This window comes from Streptomyces sp. NPDC001410 (assembly GCF_042895235.1).
Classification (GTDB): Bacteria; Actinomycetota; Actinomycetes; order Streptomycetales; family Streptomycetaceae; genus Streptomyces.
Map to the genome: position 1 here is coordinate 421,415 of NZ_JBIAWE010000004.1, position 21,209 is coordinate 442,623.

Below are 21,209 nucleotides of genomic sequence, written 5' to 3' on the forward strand. Positions count from 1 at the left end.
CGGCCGCTCTGCCTCTGACTCCACGCATCCGCACGAGCGCACACCTCCGGCGGGTGATACGGATCAGCATGCCGAAAGCGCGGGTTTGAAAAGGGGAAAAGATTTTTTCCGTCCGACCAATCCGATCGGCTTCCCGGCTCCGTATACCCGTCCGTCAAGGCAAGTTGGCACTGAGGACGGACGGCATGACACCTCTCATCTCCAGGAGCGGCACGGGACGCAAGGGCCTGGTCACGCTCATCTGTGGTGCGCTGGCCGCCGGAGGGCTCGCAGCCGCCGGCGTCGCCACGCTGGAACCCGGGGCGGCATCCGCCTCCTCCCACCGGGAGGCCCCGCTGATCTCGGGGACCCCGCAGTACGACAACACGGACCTGTACGCGTTCGTGAGCCCCGACAAGCCGGACACGACGACGATCGTGGCCAACTGGATCCCCTTCGAGGAGCCGGCCGGCGGACCGAACTTCTACACGTTCGCGGACGACGCGCAGTACGACATCCACGTCGACAACAACGGTGACGCGCAGGGCGAGCTGCTGTTCCGCTACACGTTCAAGACGCACGTCAAGAACAAGAACACCTTCCTCTACAACACGGGGGCGGTGAAGAGCCTCGACGACCCGAACCTGAACATCACGCAGACCTACGACATCGACCTGGTCAAGCTGCACAACCAGAAGGTGGTCTCCAAGACACGGCTCGCGGACAACGTGCCGGTGGCGCCGTCGAACGTGGGCAAGGCGTCGATGCCGGACTACGGCAAGCTGCGGTCCCAGGCCATCTACAAGACGGCGGGCGGCGGCGCGACCTTCGCCGGCCAGGCCGACGACCCGTTCTTCGCCGACCTGCGGGTCTTCGACCTGCTCTACGGCGGGAACCTCTCCGAGGTCGGACGGGACACGCTCAAGGGCTACAACGTCAACACGATCGCGCTGCAGGTGCCCAACGACCTGATCCGCGAGTCGTCCAAGCAGCCGGTCGTCGGCATCTGGTCGACGACCCAGCGAAAGAACGCGCAGGGCTACTACGAGCAGGTCTCGCGCCTGGGCAACCCGCTGGTGAACGAGGTCGTCAACCCGCAGAAGGACAAGGACAAGTTCAACGCGTCCCAGCCCTGGTACGACGCGCAGTTCCTGAAGAACGTGACCAACCCCGAGCTGCCGAAGCTCATCGAGTCGATCTACAAGATCAAGGCACCCGCCGAGCCGCGCAACGACCTCGTCGACGTGTTCCTCAAGGGCGTCAAGGGCCTCAACCAGCCGCCGTACGTGAAGCCCGCGGAGGAGCTGCGCCTCAACACCTCGATCAAGCCGAGCATGCACCCCAAGCGTCTGGGCGTCCTCGACGGTGACAACGCGGGCTTCCCGAACGGCCGTCGCCTCACGGACGACGTGATCGACGCCTCCCTCCAGGTGGTCGAGGGCGAACTGGTCGGTTCCAAGAACGACTTGGGCGACGCGGTCGACAAGAACGACAAGGGCTTCGAGAAGTACTTCCCGTACGTGGCCCAGCCGACGGCCGGTTCCCGCGGCGCCCTGGCCAAGGGCACGTCCGGCAACGCCGACGTCCGCAGCCAGCTCGGCGACGCCCTGCAGCCGGCCGGGTCCTCCTCCGACGGCTCCGGCAACACGATGCTGATCGCCGCCTCGGCGGCCTCGGGTGCGGCCGGGATCCTGCTGATCGGCACCGCCTTCGCCTGGTGGCGCCGCCGGATGCAGCGGCCGTACTAAACCCCCCACCCCCCTGACCGGCGCGGCCCGTACCCCCCTCCCCCACGGCGGGCCGCGCCCTTTTTCTTCCGAGCACGACCAGGCGACCGAGGAGAGGGCATGTCCCCGCGTACGAACGACGACGAGGCCGGCGAGCGGCCGGTGAGCACGGGCGGGGACGGCGCTTCGGCACTTTCCGCTCCCGAAGCCGATCCGACCAGGTCCGAGGCGGGGCCGGCCGAGTCCGAAACGGGCCAGGCTCCGCCCGAGACCCAGCCGACCGGGTCCCAGGCGGAGCCGGTCGCGGGCGGGGCAGACCCCGCCGTGGCGGAAACCGCGGCCGTCGTCCCCGAGTCGTGTTCCTTCGCGTCCGGCACCGACCAGCGCGTCGCCGCTGTCCGCCGGGTCGCCGCCACCGGGCGGCGCTGGCGGGCGGTTCAACTGGGCAGCTGTGCCGCGCTGTTGGCCGTGGCGCTGACGGGTGGAGCCATCGCCGTCGGGGCGGCGCGGGACGGCGGGCCCGCGGTGGCGGCCGCCTCCACTGCCGTCGATCCCGGGGTGCTGGGCAGCGGGAACCTGGACGCGAGCATCACCGCACTTCAGGTGCATCTGCGGTCCCAGCCGAGGGACTTCGGCAGCTGGGCCACCCTCGGCCTGGCCTACGTCGAGCAGGCGCGGACCAAGGGCGACCCGGCCCGGTACCCACAGGCCGAGAAGGCCCTGAAGCGGGCCCTGGACCTGTCCCCCGGCAACGACCAGGCCCTGGCCGGCCGGGCCGCCCTCGCCGCCGCGCGGCACGACTTCAAGGACGCCCTGACCTACGCGGACCAGGCCCTGAAGCAGAACCCGTACAGCGAGCGCGCTCTGTCCTCGCGCATCGACGCCCTGGTCGAACTGGGCCGGTACGCCGAAGCGGACAAGGCCGCCAGGACCGCCGACACGCGCAAGCCGGGCGTGCCGGTCTTCACGCGGTACGCGTACGTGCACGAGCTGCGTGGCGACGTGACGACCGCCCGGCGCGTGCTCAAGCAGGCCCTCGCCGCGGCCACTTCACCGGGCGACGTCGCCTACGTGGCCGCCCAGCTCGGCCAACTCGCCTGGAACCAGGGCGACTACGACTCCGCACTCACCTACTACGCCCGGGCCCTGGCCGCCGACGAGAACTACCTCCCCGCGCTGGAGGGCCGGGCCCGCGCCCAGGCGGCGAGCGGCGACCGGGACGAGGCGATCAAGGGCCTGGAGACCGTGGTCTCCCGCTATCCGCTGCCCGGCCCCCTCGTCGAACTCGGCGAGCTGTACGAGGCCCGAGGCGCAGCCGGCGACAGGGCCAGGGCGCACGACCAGTACGCGCTCGTGGACGCCTGGATCGCCCTGGCCCGCGCCAACGGCGTCAACGCCGACCTCGACACCGCGCTGGCCGCCGCCGACCACGGCGACAAGGCGTCCGCCCTGCGCGCGGCCCGCGCCGAGTGGGCGCGCCGGCACACCGTGCACACCGCGGACGCCCTCGCCTGGGCGCTGCACGTCAACGGCCGGGACAAGGAAGCACTTCCCTACGCCCGCCGGGCCACGGCCACCGGCTACCGCAGCGCCGCCTTCCGCTACCACCGCGGCATGATCGAGCTGGCCACGGGCCACACCAAGGACGGACGCGCCTCCCTGAAGGCGGCCCTGAAACTGAACCCCGGCTTCTCTCCCCTGGGCGCGGTCCGGGCCCGCAAGGCACTGGAGGCAGCCCAGTGAACCTCCGTCGCCCGCTCGCCTGTGCCGCGGCGGTCCTCACCGCCGCCTGCGCCCTCGTGCTCACCCCGGCCGCGGCCGCGAGCGCGCACCCTCTCGGCAACTTCACCGTCAACCGCTACGACGGTCTCGTCGCCGCCCCCGGACAGCTCCGCGTCGACCATGTGGAAGACCTCGCCGAGATCCCGGCCACCCAGGCCAAGCCGGACATCAAGCGCCTGGGCCTGTCCACGTGGGCCGAGCAGCGGTGTGCCGCGGCCGCGAAGGGCAGCAGGCTCACCGTCGGCGGACACTCCGCCCCGCTCACCCCCGACTCCGCCCGTGCGAGCCTGCGGCCCGGGCAGGCCGGGCTCAACACGCTGCGCGTGGAGTGCCGGTTCACCGCACCGCTCCCCCACGGGAACTCCGTCACCCTCGGCTTTCACAGCGCGGGTGCCACCACCGGGCCCGGCTGGCGGGAGATCACCGCGCGTGGCGACCGCATGACGCTCACCGCGACGGACGTACCGAAGAAGTCGGTCTCGCACGAACTCACCAGCTATCCCAAGGACTTGCTGTCCTCCCCCGCCGACACCGCCGCCGCCTCCCTGCGGGCGCGCCCCGGCGGCCCGGCCCTCGCGCAGGAGCGGCAGGACGCCCCGGGCGCCTCCGTACTGCCGCGGGGCGCCGACCGCTGGACCCGCGCCCTGGACGACCTCGTCGCCCGCCACGACCTCACCCTCGGCTTCGCCGCGCTGGCCCTGCTCATCGCGGTCGTACTCGGCGCGATGCACGCCCTGGCTCCGGGCCACGGCAAAACCCTCATGGCCGCGACGGCGGCCGCGCGCGGCGGCCGGGCCCGGATGCGCGACGTGCTGCCCCTGGCCGCCTCGGTCACGGTGACGCACACCCTCGGCGTGGTCGCCCTGGGCCTGCTCGTCACGGCCGGTTCCGCCGCCACGCCCTCGGTCATCGCCTGGCTGGGCATCGCCAGCGGCGCACTGGTGCTCGTGGCGGGCGCGAACCTCGTACGCCGCGCCTGGCGCAACCGCACTCACGCACATCCGCATCCCCACCCCCATCCCCACCCGCATACGCACGAGGAAGCCGAAGAACGCCCGCTGGTCCTGGTGGGCGCACACCAGGACGAGGAAGCAGCCCACGCTCACCATCACCACCACCACGACGGCCACCACCATCACCACCATGAGCACGGGCACGAACACGGGCACGAGCACGAGCACGGCGTGGTGCACACCCACGGCGGCCACACCCACAGCCACCCCACCGCCCCCACCCTCCGCGGCACGATCCTGCTCGGGTTCGCCGGCGGTCTGGTCCCCAGCCCCTCCGCGGTCGTCGTGCTGGTCGGTGCCGCGGCGCTCGGGAAGGCCTGGTTCGGGCTGCTGCTCGTCGTGGCGTACGGCGCCGGGCTGGCGCTGACGCTCACCGCGGCCGGGTTCGCCGTCGTCCGGCTGGGCTCGGGCGTCACCCGGGTGCTGGACCGGCGCCCGCGCTGGACCGCCCACCCGGTTGCCACCCTCGTGCGCCGGACCCTGCCGCTCGCGTCCGCGCTGGTCGTCGTCGCCCTGGGTGCCGGATTGGTGCTCAAGGGGGCCGCATCGGCGCTCGGCTGAGCTACGTTTGTGGAGAATTCACGTGAGATGCCGTGGGGGTCGCCCGTGTCCGAAGAGCCGGGCCATGAACGTGTGATCGCGGGCCGCTACCGCCTGCTGTCCCCGCTGGGCGAGGGCGGCATGGGCACCGTGTGGCGCGCCCGTGACGAGGTGCTGCACCGTGAGGTGGCGGTCAAGGAGGTGCGGGCCCCGGCCGGGCTGCCCGCTTCGGACGTCGAGCGGATGTACGCCCGCCTGGAGCGCGAGGCGTGGGCGGCGGCGCGGGTCACCAACCGCAACGTGGTCACGGTGTACGACGTGGCGATGGAGGGCGGCCGCCCCTGGATCGTGATGGAGCTGGTGCGCGGGCTGTCCCTCGGCGACCAGTTGGAGGCCGAGGGTCCGCTGCCGCCGCAGCGGGCCGCGCACATCGGTGCCGAGGTGCTGGCCGCGCTGCGTGCCGCGCATGCCGCCGGGGTGCTGCACCGGGACGTGAAGCCGGCCAACGTGCTGCTGGCCAACGACGGCCGGGTCGTCCTCACCGACTTCGGCATCGCGACGGTCGAGGGCAGTTCGGCGCTGACCATGACGGGTGAGGTGATCGGCTCGCCCGAGTTCCTGGCTCCGGAGCGGGCCCTGGGCCGTACACCGGGCCCGGAGTCGGACCTGTGGTCGCTGGGCGTCCTGTTGTACGCGGCCGTCGAGGGCAACACCCCGTTCCGGCAGGACACTCCGCTGAGCACCCTGCGTGCCGTGGTGGACGAGGAGTTGCCGCCGCCGCTCCGGGCCGGACCTCTCGCCCCGGTCATCGACGGCCTGCTGCGCAAGGATCCCGCCGAGCGGCTGTCCGGCGACCGGGCCGAGCACGATCTGCGGATCGTGGCGGCGGGCGGGACCATCGGACCGGCGCGCCCGGATTCGGTGCAGGCCTCGCCGTACGCCCCGACGATCGCGGCCGAGTCCGGGCGGCCCTCTCCCACACCGCCGATGCCCCTGTCCACCGGGTACCGGCAGCCGCAGACCACCTCCGTCGAGCCGCGACGCAACCGGCGGGCTGGCGTGGTGCTGGTCGCCGGTCTCCTCGCGGTCGTCCTGGCGGTGGCGGGACTGACGTACGCGCTGCTCAACCGGAACAGCGGCGGCGGTGGCGGGAACACCGGCGCCAACACCAGCCGGGCGAGCGGCGCCACCCACTCCCCCAGCCCGAGCGCGAGCGCCCACTCGGACACCGCGGCGCCGCCTCCCGCGCAGAGCAGCAGCGCCACGGCGAGCAGTCAGCCGGCCCAGACCGTGCGGGTTACCCTGACGGGCGCGCACACGGAGTACGACGGAAGCTGCCCGCCGCCGACCGCGCAGGCGCCCACGTTCACGGCGTCGTTCACGGTGGGGCGGGTGCCCGCGCAGGTGGAGTACCGGTGGGTGCTCGCGCACGGGTCGGTCTCCGACCCGGGGTGGAAGACACTGTCGTTCCCCGCGGACGGCGGGAAGACCCAGCAGGTGCAGGTGGTCGTGACCGCCTACTCCGACAGCGGGACGATCGAGAACGAGATCAGCGTGGAGGTGCGCAGTCCGGTGCGGACCACGTCGAACTCGGTGCCGTTCACGGTGACCTGCGCAACCACGGAGACCCCGACGGGCGGGGCCTCCGCTTCACCTTCGGCCTCGTGAGGGTCAGGCCGCGTTCGTGAGCACCGGCAGGTAGCCGCCGGACTGGCCGGCCGCGGTGGGGTGGTACGACTCGCCGATGGAGAGCCAGTTGACGCTGTGCAGCCAGGAGTTGCCGGAGCAGATCTCGTGGCCGGTGAACGTGGTACGGACGTCGCCGAAGACGAAGTTGTGGTCCAGGGCGCGCTTCTGGATGGCTGCGTCGATGTAGTCGGCCGCGCTGTTGATCGCGGACCGCTTGGTCTCGGAGAGGCCGAGGCAGGTCTGGCCGAGCTCGTAGAAGCGGGGGTAGCCGATGACGACCACCCGGGCGGACGGGGCTTTGGCGCTGATCGCGTTGTACACGGCGTCGAGCTTGCCGGGGAGCGTGGAGTCGACGTACGCCTTCGCCGTGTTGATCCGGGACACGCACGAGCTGTCGGACTGGAGCACACAGGTCGTCATGACGTCGGCGAAGCCGGCGTCGTTGCCGCCGATGGTGATCGAGACCAGGGCGGTGGAGGAGTTGAGGGAGCCGAGCTGATTGGCGAGCACGTCGTCCGTCTTGGCGCCCGAGCAGGCGTTGAAGGCGAACGAGGACGGGCTGTGAGCGGCGTTCCACAGGTACGGGTACGCCTTGGTGCTGCGGTCGCAGCTGCCGCTCGAACTGATGTAGCTGCCCGCTCCGACTCCGGAGGAGTAGGAGTCGCCGAGCGCCACATAACCGCCGTTGGCGGCAACTGTGGAGGCCTGCGCCGTGGCGGCCCCGGTGAGGGCGAGGCCGGTGGCGAGGAGGAGCGAGGTCACGTATGCCGCAAATCGGGAACGTCTCATGGAACCTCCCTTTAGCAGGATCTCTGCCACAACTGTCGTAGCAACTACGCGTGTTGACTGGAAGTGTTCATGCCAAGACTTTTTAGCCCTCAACGACGTCTCGACGGGATCGACCCAGAACATTCACGCCGATGGCGTGTGCATGTCAGACCAGGGCTCCAAAGGGCCTCCAGGCAACACACGTTCACGAAGGGACGTCGTCTTGACGGTCCACAGAGGCCTGCGCCACATTGAAGCCCGACATCCGGCGCGTCGGGGGGCAAAGTCGCCAATGCAGACCTTACGCATCAAGACACCTTCGGCAGACGGTGCCGGGGACGACGCCGAGCGGGCGCGGCCAGGTCCGGGGAGGGACCTGTCTCCGCTGCTCGCGGGGGCGGCCACGGCGGTGGGCGCGATCGGCGCACTGCTCGCGCTCGCTGACGCCGACTCACCGCTGCGCGGTCCGTGCACGCTGTTCTTCCTGCTCGCGGCGCCGGCCCTGGCGATCGGGGCGGCGCTGCGCGGGCTGGATCCCTTCGGCCGGGTGCTCACCGCGCTTGCGGGCTCGGTCGTACTGGACATGCTGGTTGCTCAGGGCATGCTCGCCGTGCACCGCTGGTCGGTCCGCGGCGGTGTGGTCGCGGTGACCGCGCTCAGCGTGCTGTTGCTCCTGCTCGTCCTCGGCCGGGAGAAATTCCGTTCGAGGAAAACGGCACAAGAGTGATGAAGCCGGGCCAAAGTTACGTAATGGCCAAACCAACAAAAACGTGCTACGCCGTTCCAGGTCTTGCCATTCTGCTTCAATCGTCAATATCGTCGTACATCTCACCCGCATCGGTCCGTCAGCACACGGTTCAGGGGAGGGCTCAGGGCCGTGACGTTCCGGCGCGGGGCGCGGTAGGGGGGTGCCGTGCTCGGTGACCGCACTGGTGACCGGGCCGTGCCGCGCGACCGGCTGTCGTCTTTTCCGGCAGCCCGGCCAGCTTTGCCAGCTCGTCTGCGTGCACGGAGACCGTTTCGCCGTGCCGCGGATGAGAACCCCCCTTTCGAACCGGAGCAAAGAGCCGGGCCGCCCAGGGGCGGGCGGTCCACCGGACGAGAGGGACCACACTCATGAGTTCCGTTCTGCATCCGCCGAGTTCGAGCCAAGATCCGTTAATGGCCGCCCACTACCGGCCCATCTCCTCTCACCTGGCGATCACTCCGCCGGTGAGCGTGGTGATCCCCGCCATGAATGAGGCGGAGAATCTGCCCTACGTCTTCAAGACCCTTCCGGACTGGATACACGAAGTGGTTCTTGTGGACGGCAATTCCACCGACGACACCGTGGAAGTGGCCCGCTCGCTGTGGCCCGGGGTGCGCGTCGTCGAACAGCAGGGGAAGGGCAAGGGGGATGCCCTGACCACCGGGTTCGAGGCGTGCACCGGCGACATCATCGTGATGGTCGACGCGGACGGCTCGGCCGACGGCAACGAGATCGTGTCGTACGTCTCCGCCCTCGTCTCGGGCGCCGACTTCGCCAAGGGCTCGCGCTTCGCCAACGGTGGCGGCACGGACGACATGACCTTCATCCGCAAGCTCGGCAACTGGGCGCTGTGCACCGTCGTCAACCGCAAGTTCGGCGCCCGCTACACCGATCTCTGCTACGGGTACAACGCGTTCTGGCGGCACTGCCTCGACAAGATCGAACTCGACTGCACCGGCTTCGAGGTCGAGACGCTGATGAACATCAGAGTGGTCAAGGCGGGACTGAAGGTGCAGGAGATCCCCAGCCACGAGTACCTCCGCATCCACGGCACGAGCAATCTGCGGGCCGTGCGGGACGGGATCCGGGTGCTGAAGGTCATCCTCGCCGAGCGCTCCAACCGGCGCGCCCTGCGCCGCCAGGCCCACCAGGAGCGGCTCCTGAACATCGGGCGGGGAGAGGTGTCTTGAGAGAGCCCGGCATCTCCGTCGTGATCTGCGTGTACACCGAGGACCGCTGGGAGGACATCCTCGCGGCGGTCTCCTCGGTGCGCGGGCAGTCGTACCCGGCGCTGGAGACGCTCCTGGTCGTCGACCACAACGGGGTCCTGCTGGAGAGGCTGGACCGCGAGTACAAGGAGGCCGGCGACGTGCGCGTGCTCGCCAACGCCGGCCCGCGCGGTCTGTCGGCCGGCCGCAACACCGGAGTGGCCGCCTCCCATGGCGAGGTGATCGCCTTCCTGGACGACGACGCCGTGGCCGAGCGGGAGTGGCTGCGCCGCTTCGCCGAGGGATACGCCGACCCGCGGGTGCTGGCGGTCGGCGGCCGTACGCTGCCCGTCTGGGCCTCGGGCCGGCGTCCCGCCTGGTTCCCGGAGGAGTTCGACTGGGTGGTGGGCTGCACCTACCGGGGGCTGCCTCCGGGCCGGGTCCGGGTGCGCAACGTGCTGGGCGGAAACGCTTCGTTCCGGCGTACCGCGTTCGACGCGGCGGGCGGCTTCGCGACCGGCATCGGCCGCGACGGCGACCGGCGACCGCTGGGCTGCGAGGAGACGGAACTGTGCATCCGTCTCACCCGGGCCCGCCCCGACGCGCTCCTGCTCATCGACGACCGCGCGGTGATCCACCACCGGGTGCCCGCCGCCCGCGAGCACTTCGCGTACTTCCGCACCCGCGCCTACGCCGAGGGCCTGTCCAAGGCGCTGGTGGCCCGCAGCGTCGGCGCCGGCAAGGGGCTCGAGTCCGAACGCCGGTACACCACCCGGGTCCTGCCCGTCGGGATCGCCCGCGGCCTGCGGGACGCCCTGCTGGCCCGCCCGGGGGGCGCCGGACGCGCGGGAGCGATCGTCGCGGGGGTGCTCACCGCGGCGGGCGGCTATGTGGTGGGCAGCGTGCGGGCGCGGCGAGGCGGGCCGGCGTTCTCCGTCGTGCCGGTCGCGTCGGTCACGTCGGTCGCGTCGGCGAGAACACCGGGGAGCGACACGGGCGCGGGGACGGAGGAGGGGGAACGCCCATGAGCCGCACGGGCGTACGGACCGAGGGGGAACGCCCATGAGCGACACCGCCGTACCCATCCTCATGTACCACGCGGTGGCGAGCGCACCGAACGACGCCACCCGGGCCCTCTCGGTCGCGCCGGAGGCCTTCGCCGAGCAGATGGCACTCATCGGGGACCTGGGCCTGACCCCCGTCACCACCGCCGACCTCGCGACCCGCTGGCGCTCCGGCCGCCCGCTGCCCGAGCGGCCGTTGCTGATCACCTTCGACGACGGCTACGAGGGGGTCCACCGGCACGCCCTGCCCGTGCTCGCCAAGCACGGCTTCGCGGCCACGCTGTTCGTCTCCACCGGCTGGATCAGGGGCGCGTACGACACCGGAGGCGGCCTGGACGCCATGCTCGACTGGCAGCAGGTGCGTGACCTCGCCGGCACCGGGATCGAGATCGGCGGGCACAGCCACTCCCACCCGCAGCTCGACCAGCTCGACGACGCCGCCCTGCGCGCCGAACTGGTCCGCAGCACGGAGATCGTCACCGACGAACTGGGCGCACGGCCGGTGTCATTCGCCTACCCCTACGGCTACTCCAGCCGCCGGGTCCGCGTCGCGGTGCGGGAGGCCGGGTACGGCCAGGCGCTCGCCGTCGGCAACGGGCTCGCCCGCCGCCGCCAGGGGCCGTACGCCCTGCAACGCGTCACCGTCCGTCGCGGCACGGACGTCAAGGAGTTCGAGCGGCTGCTCCAGGGCCGTGCCATCGCCCGTAACTTCGCCAAGGACCGCGCTCTGACCAAGGGGTACGCCCTCGTCCGCAGAGCCCGGCAGGTCCGCCGGAAGGCCATCCGTTCCCGTGTCTGACACGACCACCACAACCGAGGCCGCAACGCCCGAGGACCGGGCGCCCGAGCAGTCGGGGCGCCGCCTCCGTCTGCCCGGGACGGGCCGGGGGTCCGGCGGCAACCAGCTGTTCCGCAACGCCTACGCGCTGATGCTCAACACCGGCATCTCCGCCGTCCTCGGGCTGGGCTACTGGCTGGCCGCGGCACGCTACTACTCCGAGTCGGCGGTCGGGCAGGGCTCTGCCGCCATCGCCGCGATGAAGCTGCTCGCGGGGCTGACCGCGGTGACCCTGACCGGCGCCCTGGCCCGCTTCATCCCGGTGTCCGGGCAGCGCACCGGACGGCTCATCTTCCGTACCTACGCCGGAAGTTCGCTGGTCGTGGCGGTGGCGGCGGGGATCTTCCTGCTGACGCTGGACGTGTGGGGGCCGTCGTACCGCTTCCTGCACGGGCCGCTGGGCGGGCTCGGCTTCATCCTGGCCGTCGTCGCCTGGAACCTGCTCACCCTCCAGGACGGCGTGCTGACCGGGCTGCGCAGCGCGCCCTGGGTGCCGGTGGGCAACACCGTGTTCTCGGCGGTGAAGCTGGGGCTGCTCGTCGCGTTCGCCGTGGCGATCCCGACCACCGGCGTCTTCGTGTCCTGGGTCGCCGCGATCGCCACCTCGGTGGTGCCGCTGGGCTGGCTGGTGTTCCGGCGCCTGGTGCCCCGGCACGTCAGGGCGACCGAGAACCACGCCAGGCCGCCGACGCTGAAGGAGATCGGGCGGTTCCTCGCCGGCGACTACACCGGCTCGCTGTTCTCGCTCGCCGTGGTCTACCTCGTCCCGGTGATCATCGCCTCGCAGGTCAGCTCCGAGGACAACGCGTACTTCTACATCACCACCACCATCGGCGGCACGATCAACCTGCTCGCCATCAACATGGGCGCGTCCCTGACGGTCGAGGGCTCGCACGCCCCGGGGCGGCTCGCCGCCGACACCCGCGCCGCGCTCAAGCGGATGGCCCGGATCATGCTGCCGATCGCGAGCGTGCTGTTCGTCGGCGCCCCGTGGATCCTGGGCGTCTTCGGCGCCGGCTACGCGGACGCGGCGACCCCGCTGCTGCGCTGGTTCGCGGTGGGCGCGGTGCTGCGGGTCGTCATGGAGACGTACTTCGCGGTGCTGCGCGCGCAGAGCCGTACCGCCGGACTCGCCTGGCTGCAGGGCCTGTTGTGCGTGCTCGTGCTCGGCCTGACGCTGCTGCTCCTGCCCCGGATGGGCCTGACCGGAGCGGGCGCCGCCGAGATCTCCAGCCTCGCGGTGATCGTCGCGATCGCCGCGCCGAAGCTGTGGCGGACCATCCGGTCCGCACCTCCTGCCCTGCCGGAGACGGCGGCACCGGACGGGGACCTCGCCGACCTGGGAGTGCGCGAGGTCCCGGCCGTCGCCTCGGCCCACCGGCACAGCCCGGCCTGGTCGCTGGACAACGACACCCTCGCCCTCGGCATCCACGTCGACTTCGACCACGTCGAACGCCGGCCGGACGTCCGCCCGGGCCCCGGCACCCCGCCCGCGGGCACGCCCGTGCCGCGACCGGTCGAGGAGCCGGAACCGGGCGCGGAGGCGTCACTGGGTCCGGCCGAGGCGGCGCTGCTGAGGGAGGCGGAGGTCGACGCGCCGTTCGAGGTGGCGCTGTTGAAGGAGGCGGAGGTCGACGCGCCGTTCGAGGCCGTGGCCCCCGAGAATGCCGTGGTGGACGAAGTCTTGGACGAACCCCCGGACGTGGCCGTGGATGAGGCCGCGGGCGAGGAGCCGTCCGCACCGCCGACCCGTCCACGGCTCACCCGCTCCGGTGTCGTCCTCGGCTGCCTGCTGATCGCCGCGCTCCTGATGTACTGGGTGCCCGCGCTGCGGCTCGGCGAGGCCGACCTCGACAGGATGGGCGGGCTCGGCCTGGTCTCCGTGCTGCCGCTGCCGACGCTGGTGGGCGCCGCCCTGCTGATCACGGTGTTCGCCTCGCTGCTCTGGCTGCGCCGCGAGCACCGGGCCCTGCTGCTGGTCACGCTGCTGGCGACCGTGGTGTCCTTGCACGCGTTGCCCGCGGTGCTGGAGACCGAGCCGCGGTTCGCGACGGCCTGGCAGCATCTCGGCTTCATCGACTACATCGACCGCACCGGGTCCGCCGTACCGGACCTGGACGCCCGCTGGAGCTGGCCGGGATTCTTCGCGGTGGCCGCGTTCGTCGCCCGGGCGTGCGGGGTCGACGACTTCACGGAGATCATCCGCTGGTGGCCGACGGCCATCCAACTGGCCTATCTGGCCCCGATGTTCCTGCTCACTCGGTCGCTGCGGGCGAGCTGGCGGGCCAAGTGGACCGGCGTGTGGCTCTTCGTGCTCAGCGGCTGGGTCGGCCAGGACTACTTCTCCCCGCAGGGCTTCACGTTCCTCCTGTACCTCGTCTTCGTTGCGATCCTGCTGGTGTGGTTCCGCGCTCCCCACATGATCTGGACGAAGTTCCGCCCCGGCGAGGCCGAGGTAGAACCCACCGACCGGCGCCAACGGGCCGTGCTGCTCCTGGTGCTGATCGGCCTGTACGCGGCGAGCGTCCCGGCGCACCAGCTCACCCCGTTCGTGATGCTCGGCGTGCTCGCCGCGCTGGTGCTGCTCGGCCGGTCCGAACTGCGCGGGCTGCCCATCCTGTTCGCGGTGCTGGTGGCGGCCTGGGTCGGCTTCATGGCCGAGCCGTACTGGTCCGGGCACTTCGACGACCTCTTCGGCGGGGTCGGCGGAGTCGGCAGCAACGTCTCGACCTCGGTCTCCGGCCGTATCCAGGGCGGGAACTCGACGCACAAGCTGGTCCTGTACACCCGGGTCCTGCTGGCCGGCTCGGTGCTGGCCCTCGCCTGCTGGGGCTGGTGGCGGCGGCGCTTTCACCGGTACCGCGAACGGTCGCTGCTGGTGCTCACCTTCGTCCCGTTCCTGGGCTTCGGCATGCAGTCGTACGGCGGCGAGATGGCGCTGCGTGTCTTCATGTTCGCGGTACCGGGGGCGGCCCTGCTCGGCGCGCTCGCCCTGTTCCCGCGCACCGGCGTCACCGCGAAGGAACGCGAGAGGGAGCGGGTCGGCCTCGCCCCGCTGGCCGCGCTGCTGGCCGGGCTGCTGCTGATGGGCGGCTTCCTGGTGGCCCGGTGGGGCAACGAGTCGTTCGAGCGGACCCGGCCGGGCGAGGTCGCGGCCATGGACTGGGTGTACGCCCACGACCGGCCGACGGTACGGCTGCTGTGGCTGAGCCAGGACACGGTCAACGACGTGACCCCGGCCATGCCGTGGGGTGCCCGGGACATGGAGCGGGTGAACTACGTGCCGACCCTGGCACCCGTCGACCCGGTGCTGGTGTCCGGGCTGGTCAAGGCGCTCAAGGACGCGGGCCCGAACTCGTATCTGATGATCAACGAGAGTCAGGTCACCTATCTGGAGCTGGACGCGGGCTACTCGGCGACCTGGAAGTCCCGGCTGATCCACAACCTGGACAACCGGCAGGAGCTGACGCAGGTCCCGGTCAACGACGACGTCACCGTGTACGCGCTGCGCAAGCAGCCGGCGGGCCCGGTGCCGGAGCCGAACCCGGGCCGGATCGGGCCGCAGGTGACGTGGACGTCGTGGTCGGTGGTCGGCGCGCTGGCCGCCGTCGCGCTGATCCTGCTGCTCACCGCGCGCGAGGTGGTCCGGGTCGCGGCGCGGCCGAGCACCAGGCAACTGCGCCGGCTGCAGGGCAGTTTCTGGTTCTCGCTGCCGCTGCTGGCGGTGCTGCTGGCCTCGCTGGTCCAGCGGTTCCTGACGATGAGGTGACGGATACGGGGTGGTGGCTCAGCGGTCGAGCCACCGCACCTCGTACGCGTGCATGTCGAACCGCTTCCCGTCGACCTGGGCGCTGATCGTCCGGTCGAGGATGTTGACCACGAGGACCGTCCTGCTGTCGGCCAGCACGCGCACGTTGGGCACGTCGTCCTGGGCGACGGACACCGTCTCGTAGCGGGTGCCCGGCGGGAACGCCCGGTCGAACCGGGACACCAGGTCGTACAGGGGCAGTTCCCTGCCCCCGTCGGGCGTGTCGGTCGGCGTCCACAGGCAGCCGGGGCAGTCGGTGCCCGTCTTCTCCTCCGGGTTCCAGTAGAAGCCGGAGTCGGCGCCGCCCTTGACCATGGCGATCATCCCGGTGGCGTGCACGGCGAGGCGGTGCGCCTCGGACCAGGTCCTGCGTTCGTCCTTGCCGTCGGCGGGCTCGACGTAGTACTCGGCCCACCACAGGGGCAGGTCATGGGTCTGCTGCCGTACCCACTCGCCCACCGCGGTGAGCTTCTCGGTGGCCGCGAACTCGTTGGGCAGCAGGTCGTCGTCGTTGGTGTAGCTGGAGCCGTCGACGACCACGAAGTCGGCGCCGGCCCGATGGCTGTTCCAGTAGCCGAAGGCGTCGAGGACCCGCTGGTCCATGGCGCCCCAGGCACCCCGCAGGGCGGTCGACGCGTTCTCCTGCTGCCGCGGGTCGACACTGTCCATGGCCAGGTACGGGCCGCCGACCATGATGTCCTTGTCGACCTTCTTCAGCGCCTTGTAGACGAGGTTGTACATCGTCGTGTAGCCCTCGTAGTCCCAGCGGCCCTCGGCGTTGTTCCAGAAGCCCTTGAACTCGTTCCACACGATGAAGTGGCGTACGTCGGGATAGCGCCTGGCGACGGTCGCGGCGAGGTCGGCGAAGTCCTGGTAGTGGTCCGGGGTGGGCGCGGTCTCCAGGGCGGCCTGGCTCCAGTCGGTGTTGTCGACGCCGGCCCTGCCGCCCTTCATCCAGTCCGGCGAGCAGCACAGCGTGACCACGGGGGTGCCGCCGGACCTGCGGATGAAGTCGATCCGGCGGTCCATGGCGCCGAAGTCGTAATGGCCCTTCACCGGCTCCGGGTTGTCGGCGCCCCAGCCCATGAGGGCCTGGTCCTGCGGCAGCCCGCCGCTCTTCGCGAGCAGCCCGGCGACCCGGTCGGTGGCCGCGTCGCTGCCCTGGTCGGCGCTGTACTGGGTGTGGGTGAAGCCCCAGCCCACGTACGGTTCCGGGCGCCCCGGCGGGGTGGCGGGCGTGCCGTGGACCTTGTCGCCGTCGCGCGAGGTACCGGCGGTGCTTGCGCCGCCGGGCAGCGTGTTGACCAGGGTGACGATCAGGGCCACAGCGGCCACGCCCACCCCGAGCAGGGCGGTGAGCCGCCACCGCCGAGTCCTCATATTCCACTCATGACGTCCCATCACGGACAACAGTAACGGCGAGGACCACGTACGGGGCAGGTCTTGGGAACACCCGGGACAAGGGGTGGAAATGCCGTGCGCGGAGGGCATCGGTGCCGGATCATGGCGGCATGGCCGCGAACCCGCACGACGCTCTGCCGATCCGGCTCCACGTCGACGACTCCGACTCTCCGTCCGACGTCGTCGACGCGCTGTTCCTCGGCCGCTTCGCGACGGGCGAGCAGCCGTACTCGCACGCGGCGAACATCGACCGCGTGCGCTCCGGCGCGACCCTGCTGCCGGAGGGCGCCCGGGTGCTGCGGATCGCCCGCGACGACGACCGCAGCGCGACCCTCGCGGAGGGCGAGGGCTGGACCCTGCTGATCTCCCGCTGGAACCGCGGCGCGGACGTCACGGTGACCGCGACCAGCGCCGAGCTGGCGAAGACGGTTCTCGACCGGGCCACCGACGGCGCGGCCGACGAGCCGGAACCGCAGCCGGAGAACGTGACCATGGGCTTCTGGTACGTCTCCCCGCGGCGCGGCCCGCACCGCACCACCCGCCAGATCTCCGCGGGCACCTGGGACGAGGTGCGCCCCAACTACACGGCCCCCGTGGCGGACGCGATGGACCGCCTGATGAAGACGACCCCGGAGGACATCGCGGGCCGGCTGCTCCTGCTGCACGGCCCGCCCGGGACCGGCAAGACCTCCGCGCTGCGCACGCTCGCCCGCTCCTGGCGGGACTGGTGCCAGGTGGACTGTGTGCTGGACCCGGAGCGGCTCTTCTCCGACGTCGGCTACCTGATGGACATCGCGATCGGCGAGGAGGACAGCGCGGGCAAGGGCCGCTGGCGGCTGCTCCTGCTGGAGGACTGCGACGAGCTGATCCGTGGCGAGGCCAGGCACACCGCCGGCCAGGCCCTGTCCCGGCTGCTCAACCTCACCGACGGCCTGCTCGGCCAGGGCCGCAACGTCCTGGTCGGTGTCACCACCAACGAGGACCTGGAGCGTCTGCACCCGGCCGTGGTCCGCCCCGGCCGCTGCCTGGCCCGCATCGAGGTGGGCCCGCTGACCCGCCGCGAGGCGGTGAACTGGCTCGGCACCGAGGAGGGCGTCGGCCGCGAGGGCGCGACCTTGGCCGAGCTGTTCGCACTGCGCCGGGGCACGGCACCGACGTCGGTCCCGGGGGCCCGGGACGGCGCGGACGCGGGGCTGTACCTGTAGCCGATCGCCTTCGGTGCTTTGATGGACGTATGACCCTGTTCGTCGGCACGTCCGGGTGGCAGTACAAGGACTGGCGGGGGGTGCTGTACCCGGGCGACTGTCCGACCCGGCTGTGGCTGGAGGAGTACGCGACGCGCTTCGCCACGGTGGAGATCAACAACGCCTTCTACCGGCTGCCGACGCGGGAGAACTTCGAGGCCTGGCGGGACCGGGTGCCGGACGACTTCGTGGTGGCGGTGAAGGCGAGCCGGTACCTCACGCACATCAAGCGGCTGAAGGACCCCGAGGAGCCGGTCCACCGCCTGATGACCCACGCGGCGGGCCTGGGCGCCCGCCTCGGCCCGGTCCTCCTCCAGCTCCCACCCACCCTGCGCGCGGACCCGTCCCTGCTGGACACCTGCCTGGCCTGCTTCCCCTCCGGCACGAGAGTCGCGGTCGAGCCACGCCACGACTCGTGGTGGACCCCCGAGGTGCGCGAGGTCCTGGAGTCCCGGGGCGCGGCCCTGTGCTGGGCGGACGTCCGGGCCCACCCGGTGACCCCGCTGTGGCGCACCAGCGACTGGGGCTACGTCCGCTTCCACGAGGGCCGGGCCCAGCCTTGGCCGCGCTACGGCAAACAGTCCCTGGAGACCTGGGTGGATCGCATCGCGACGACCTGGTCCGACGTGTGCGAGGTGTATGCGTACTTCAACAACGACCCCTGTGGGGCGGCGGTGGAGGACGCGGTGACGTTCGGGAGGGCGGCGGCGAGAGCGAGCCTGACGGTGACACGAACGCCGGGCGCCCTCTCACGCCGTTAGGCGATGTCCGGCGCAACGGTGCTCAGCCACAGCGGCCCTTCCCGGCGGTGCCGAACCCTGCTCAGCCCTCCCCGTAAGCGGCCCGCAGGGCATCTCGCACGGCGGCCAACGCCTCGTCCTCGGTGAGCCCGAGCCGCCGAACCCGCTCCACGTAGGCCTGGGCGGCCAGCGACGCCTCACGCACCGCGGCCGAGCCGGCGGCAGCCACGAACGTGCCGTTGCGCCCGCGCGTCTCGATCACCCCGTCGCCCTCCAGCGCCCGGTACGCCTTGGCGACCGTGTTCACCGCGAGCCCCAGCGACTCGGCCAGCCCCCGCACGGTCGGCAGCCGGTACCCCACCGGCAGCACCCCGGACCGCGCCTGTTCGGAAATCTGCGCCCGCACCTGCTCGTACGGCGGCGCGCTGTCATCGATGTTGATCTTCAGGCTCACAAGGCCGATTGTCCCGTACCCACCGGAAAATCAGAGGCATCCCCCGCACATCTCCCCGTACGGTCCCTCCTCATGACTGTGATCGTGCGCGACCTGCAGCCCGACGTCCGAGCCGACGCCGAGGGCTACTCCCGGGTCCGCCATCTCGCCCTGCCGTACATCCTGTTCACCCCAGAGTCCGTCCGCCACACCCTCGCCCACAGCCACCCCGACGCCCACTTCCGCGCGCTGGTCGCGGTCGAGGACGGCGAGGTGATCGGCACGGCCGGGGTCTCCCTGGCGCACGACAGCACGGAGCCGGGCCAGGGGTACCTCAACATCTACGTACGCCCGGACCGCGTCCACCGCGGTGCCGGCGGGCTCCTCGCCCGGACCGCCGAGGAACATCTCGCCACCGTGGGCGCGACCAAGCTGTACACCTGGGTCCTCGACGAGCCGGCCCATCGCGCCTTCGCCGAACGGCGCGGCTACACCCGGGGCCGCCCTGCGCACTTCCTCCGTCTGGACCTGGCGCACGGAACCCTCCCGCCGCTCCCGGAGATCCCGCCGGGTGTGGAGCTGCGCACGGCCGCCGACTTCGCGGACGACCCGCGGCCGCTGTTCGAGCTGGACGCGGAGACGGTGTCGGACGAACCCGGCGAGGTCAACGTCGAGTTCACGGACTACGACGCCTGGCTGGAGCAGACATGGAAGCATCCGCTGCTGCACCCCGAGCTGACCATGGCCGCGGTCGTCGACGGCCGCCCGGTCGCCTTCAGCGTGGCCTACACCGACGGCGCCACCCGCTACTCCACGGCAATGACCGGCACCGCCCGGACCCACCGCGGCCGTGGCCTGGCCAAGCTCGTCAAGATCCACTCCCTGTACCGGGCGCGTGCCGCCGGCCTCACCGAGGCGTTCACGGGCAACGACGCCGGCAACGACCCGATGATCGCGATCAACAAGTGGCTCGGGTACGAGATCTGCGCTACGGAGGTGCGCTATGTCCGCGAACTCGGCTGAGACCGCTGCCCGGGTGGAGGTCGTCCTGGTCAAGGGCGGCCGTACGAAGATCCGTTATCCGGCGGAGCTGCTGGCCGACGACGGCGTCCGCGTCTCGGTCCGCGCCCCGTGGGCGGGTGGGGGCGTGCGTGACTTCGGCTTCGTGCGGTTCGAGGCGGGCGACGTGTTCACCGAGCACTACTGGCGGGACCGCTGGTACTCGGTGAAGGAGGTCCGGGCCGGGGACGGCACCCTCAAGGGCTGGTACTGCGACATCACCCGCCCGGCCGTCCTGTCCGGCACCGAGCTGGTCGTCGAGGACCTCGACCTGGACCTGTGGCGCTCCGCCGACGGCACGGACGTACGGCGTCTGGACGAGGACGAGTTCGCCGAGAGCGGGCTGGCGGAGACGGACCCCGAGGCCGCGTCCGCCGCCGTGGCCGCCCTGGACGAACTGGAGGCACTGGCCCGCGGGGACGGCTTCGAGAAGCTGCTGCCCTGACGCCTCGCAGTCGCCGCCCGCCCGGCTGCACCGTCTACACGGTTTACACGGTCGCGACCACCGCATACCGCTCGTCGTCCACAGCCTTCCCCCACAGCACGGGGTCGCCGGACAGCCGCTCCACGCGCACCTGCCCGGCGACGGGCGCCAGCAGGGCGGTGAGCCGCTCGGCGGGTATGCCGACCGGGGTGAGGGTCCCCCAGACGCCCTCGACCAGCACAAACCGGCCTCCGGGCCGCAGCAGGGTGCGCCAGTGCCGCAGGACGCGCGCGGGGTCGGGCAGCGTCCACAGCACATGCCGGACGAGGACGACGTCGTACCGCCGCTCCCCCACCGGCGGCGCGGCGGCGTCCCCGTGCAGGACCACCGCGTCCTGTCCGGCGAGCTTGGCCCGGGCCCGCTCGACCATGGCCGGCGAGCTGTCGACCCCGGTCACCCGGTGTCCCTGCTCGGCGGCGAGCAGCGACAGGCTGCCGGTGCCGCAGCCGAGGTCCAGTACGTCGGCGGGGTGCTCGGGCAGCCAGGACCGGAGCAGGGCCGCCCAGCCGGCTCGCACCTCGGGTGCGCGCAGGCCGTGGTCCGGCTCGTCGTCGAACGCGGTGGCCGCCGCGTCCCAGTCCACCTCGGCACCCACCGCAACCATGTGCTCACTCTCGTTCGTCATTCCCCCAGGGTGACACCCGCCACTGACAGTCCCGACGTGACAGCCGCCACTGACAGACC

17 protein-coding genes are annotated in these 21,209 nt (G+C 71.6%); 13 read left to right on the plus strand and 4 right to left on the minus strand.

The features are described 5' to 3' along the window. Nucleotides 1-185 precede the first annotated feature (185 nt). From ACFY3C_RS11370 to ACFY3C_RS11385, 4 genes are all read left to right on the plus strand, one after another. Nucleotides 186-1,727, plus strand: coding sequence for a DUF4331 domain-containing protein (locus tag ACFY3C_RS11370; protein ID WP_386574596.1), 1,542 nt, complete (start codon nucleotides 186-188; stop codon nucleotides 1,725-1,727). Nucleotides 1,728-1,826: 99 nt separating this feature from the next. Then, complete coding sequence (locus ACFY3C_RS11375; RefSeq protein WP_390770571.1) at nucleotides 1,827-3,449, plus strand: tetratricopeptide repeat protein; 1,623 nt, start codon at nucleotides 1,827-1,829, stop codon at nucleotides 3,447-3,449. After that, a complete protein-coding gene (locus tag ACFY3C_RS11380; protein WP_390770572.1) occupies nucleotides 3,446-5,062 on the plus strand; it encodes a sulfite exporter TauE/SafE family protein in 1,617 nt (538 codons plus the stop codon). Before ACFY3C_RS11375 ends, ACFY3C_RS11380 begins: the two co-directional genes overlap by 4 nt. A 27-nt stretch (nucleotides 5,063-5,089) precedes the next feature. Then, nucleotides 5,090-6,709, plus strand: coding sequence for a protein kinase (locus ACFY3C_RS11385; RefSeq protein WP_390770573.1), 1,620 nt, complete (start codon nucleotides 5,090-5,092; stop codon nucleotides 6,707-6,709). A gap of 3 nt (nucleotides 6,710-6,712) precedes the next feature. Here ACFY3C_RS11385 and ACFY3C_RS11390 read toward each other — a convergent pair whose 3' ends face one another. Then, a complete protein-coding gene (locus tag ACFY3C_RS11390) occupies nucleotides 6,713-7,519 on the minus strand; it encodes an SGNH/GDSL hydrolase family protein (RefSeq protein WP_386574592.1) in 807 nt (268 codons plus the stop codon). Nucleotides 7,520-7,790: 271 nt separating this feature from the next. Between ACFY3C_RS11390 and ACFY3C_RS11395 the strand changes: the two genes are divergently transcribed. From ACFY3C_RS11395 to ACFY3C_RS11415, 5 genes are all read left to right on the plus strand, one after another. Further along, a complete protein-coding gene (locus ACFY3C_RS11395) occupies nucleotides 7,791-8,225 on the plus strand; it encodes a hypothetical protein (RefSeq protein ID WP_390770574.1) in 435 nt (144 codons plus the stop codon). Nucleotides 8,226-8,614: 389 nt separating this feature from the next. Further along, nucleotides 8,615-9,436, plus strand: coding sequence for a glycosyltransferase family 2 protein (locus ACFY3C_RS11400; RefSeq protein WP_390770575.1), 822 nt, complete (start codon nucleotides 8,615-8,617; stop codon nucleotides 9,434-9,436). Next, nucleotides 9,433-10,482 carry a glycosyltransferase family 2 protein gene (locus ACFY3C_RS11405; RefSeq protein WP_390770576.1) on the plus strand — a complete coding sequence of 350 codons (1,050 nt, stop codon included), beginning with the start codon at nucleotides 9,433-9,435 and terminating at the stop codon, nucleotides 10,480-10,482. The genes ACFY3C_RS11400 and ACFY3C_RS11405 overlap by 4 nt, the downstream gene beginning before the upstream one ends. 34 nt (nucleotides 10,483-10,516) lie before the next feature. Then, complete coding sequence (locus ACFY3C_RS11410) at nucleotides 10,517-11,317, plus strand: polysaccharide deacetylase family protein (protein ID WP_390770577.1); 801 nt, start codon at nucleotides 10,517-10,519, stop codon at nucleotides 11,315-11,317. Next, nucleotides 11,310-15,125, plus strand: a complete 3,816-nt coding sequence (locus ACFY3C_RS11415; protein WP_390770578.1) for a lipopolysaccharide biosynthesis protein — start codon at nucleotides 11,310-11,312, stop codon at nucleotides 15,123-15,125. Before ACFY3C_RS11410 ends, ACFY3C_RS11415 begins: the two co-directional genes overlap by 8 nt. 18 nt (nucleotides 15,126-15,143) lie before the next feature. Here ACFY3C_RS11415 and ACFY3C_RS11420 read toward each other — a convergent pair whose 3' ends face one another. Continuing rightward, nucleotides 15,144-16,565 (minus strand): xylan 1,4-beta-xylosidase, encoded by a 1,422-nt coding sequence (locus tag ACFY3C_RS11420; protein WP_390770579.1) that lies wholly within the window; start codon nucleotides 16,563-16,565, stop codon nucleotides 15,144-15,146. A gap of 110 nt (nucleotides 16,566-16,675) precedes the next feature. On the opposite strand from ACFY3C_RS11420, the gene ACFY3C_RS11425 reads away from it, so the two are divergent. Together ACFY3C_RS11425 and ACFY3C_RS11430 are read left to right on the plus strand one after the other, a co-directional pair. Further along, nucleotides 16,676-17,770 (plus strand): DUF5925 domain-containing protein, encoded by a 1,095-nt coding sequence (locus tag ACFY3C_RS11425; protein WP_386574583.1) that lies wholly within the window; start codon nucleotides 16,676-16,678, stop codon nucleotides 17,768-17,770. 29 nt (nucleotides 17,771-17,799) lie between these two features. Next, a complete protein-coding gene (locus ACFY3C_RS11430; RefSeq protein WP_390770580.1) occupies nucleotides 17,800-18,570 on the plus strand; it encodes a DUF72 domain-containing protein in 771 nt (256 codons plus the stop codon). Nucleotides 18,571-18,631: 61 nt separating this feature from the next. Here the strand turns inward: ACFY3C_RS11430 and ACFY3C_RS11435 are convergent, their stop codons facing one another. Then, entirely contained in the window at nucleotides 18,632-19,003 is a 372-nt protein-coding gene (locus ACFY3C_RS11435) for a GntR family transcriptional regulator (RefSeq protein WP_386574581.1), read from the minus strand. Between the two features lie 72 nt (nucleotides 19,004-19,075). Here ACFY3C_RS11435 and ACFY3C_RS11440 point away from each other — a divergent pair, with 72 nt between their 5' ends. Then, nucleotides 19,076-20,005, plus strand: a complete 930-nt coding sequence (locus ACFY3C_RS11440) for a GNAT family N-acetyltransferase (RefSeq protein ID WP_390770581.1) — start codon at nucleotides 19,076-19,078, stop codon at nucleotides 20,003-20,005. Continuing rightward, a complete protein-coding gene (locus ACFY3C_RS11445; RefSeq protein ID WP_390770582.1) occupies nucleotides 19,986-20,486 on the plus strand; it encodes a DUF402 domain-containing protein in 501 nt (166 codons plus the stop codon). The genes ACFY3C_RS11440 and ACFY3C_RS11445 overlap by 20 nt, the downstream gene beginning before the upstream one ends. 43 nt (nucleotides 20,487-20,529) lie before the next feature. Here the strand turns inward: ACFY3C_RS11445 and ACFY3C_RS11450 are convergent, their stop codons facing one another. Then, a complete protein-coding gene (locus ACFY3C_RS11450; protein WP_386574577.1) occupies nucleotides 20,530-21,150 on the minus strand; it encodes a class I SAM-dependent methyltransferase in 621 nt (206 codons plus the stop codon). Nucleotides 21,151-21,209: the final 59 nt, after the last annotated feature.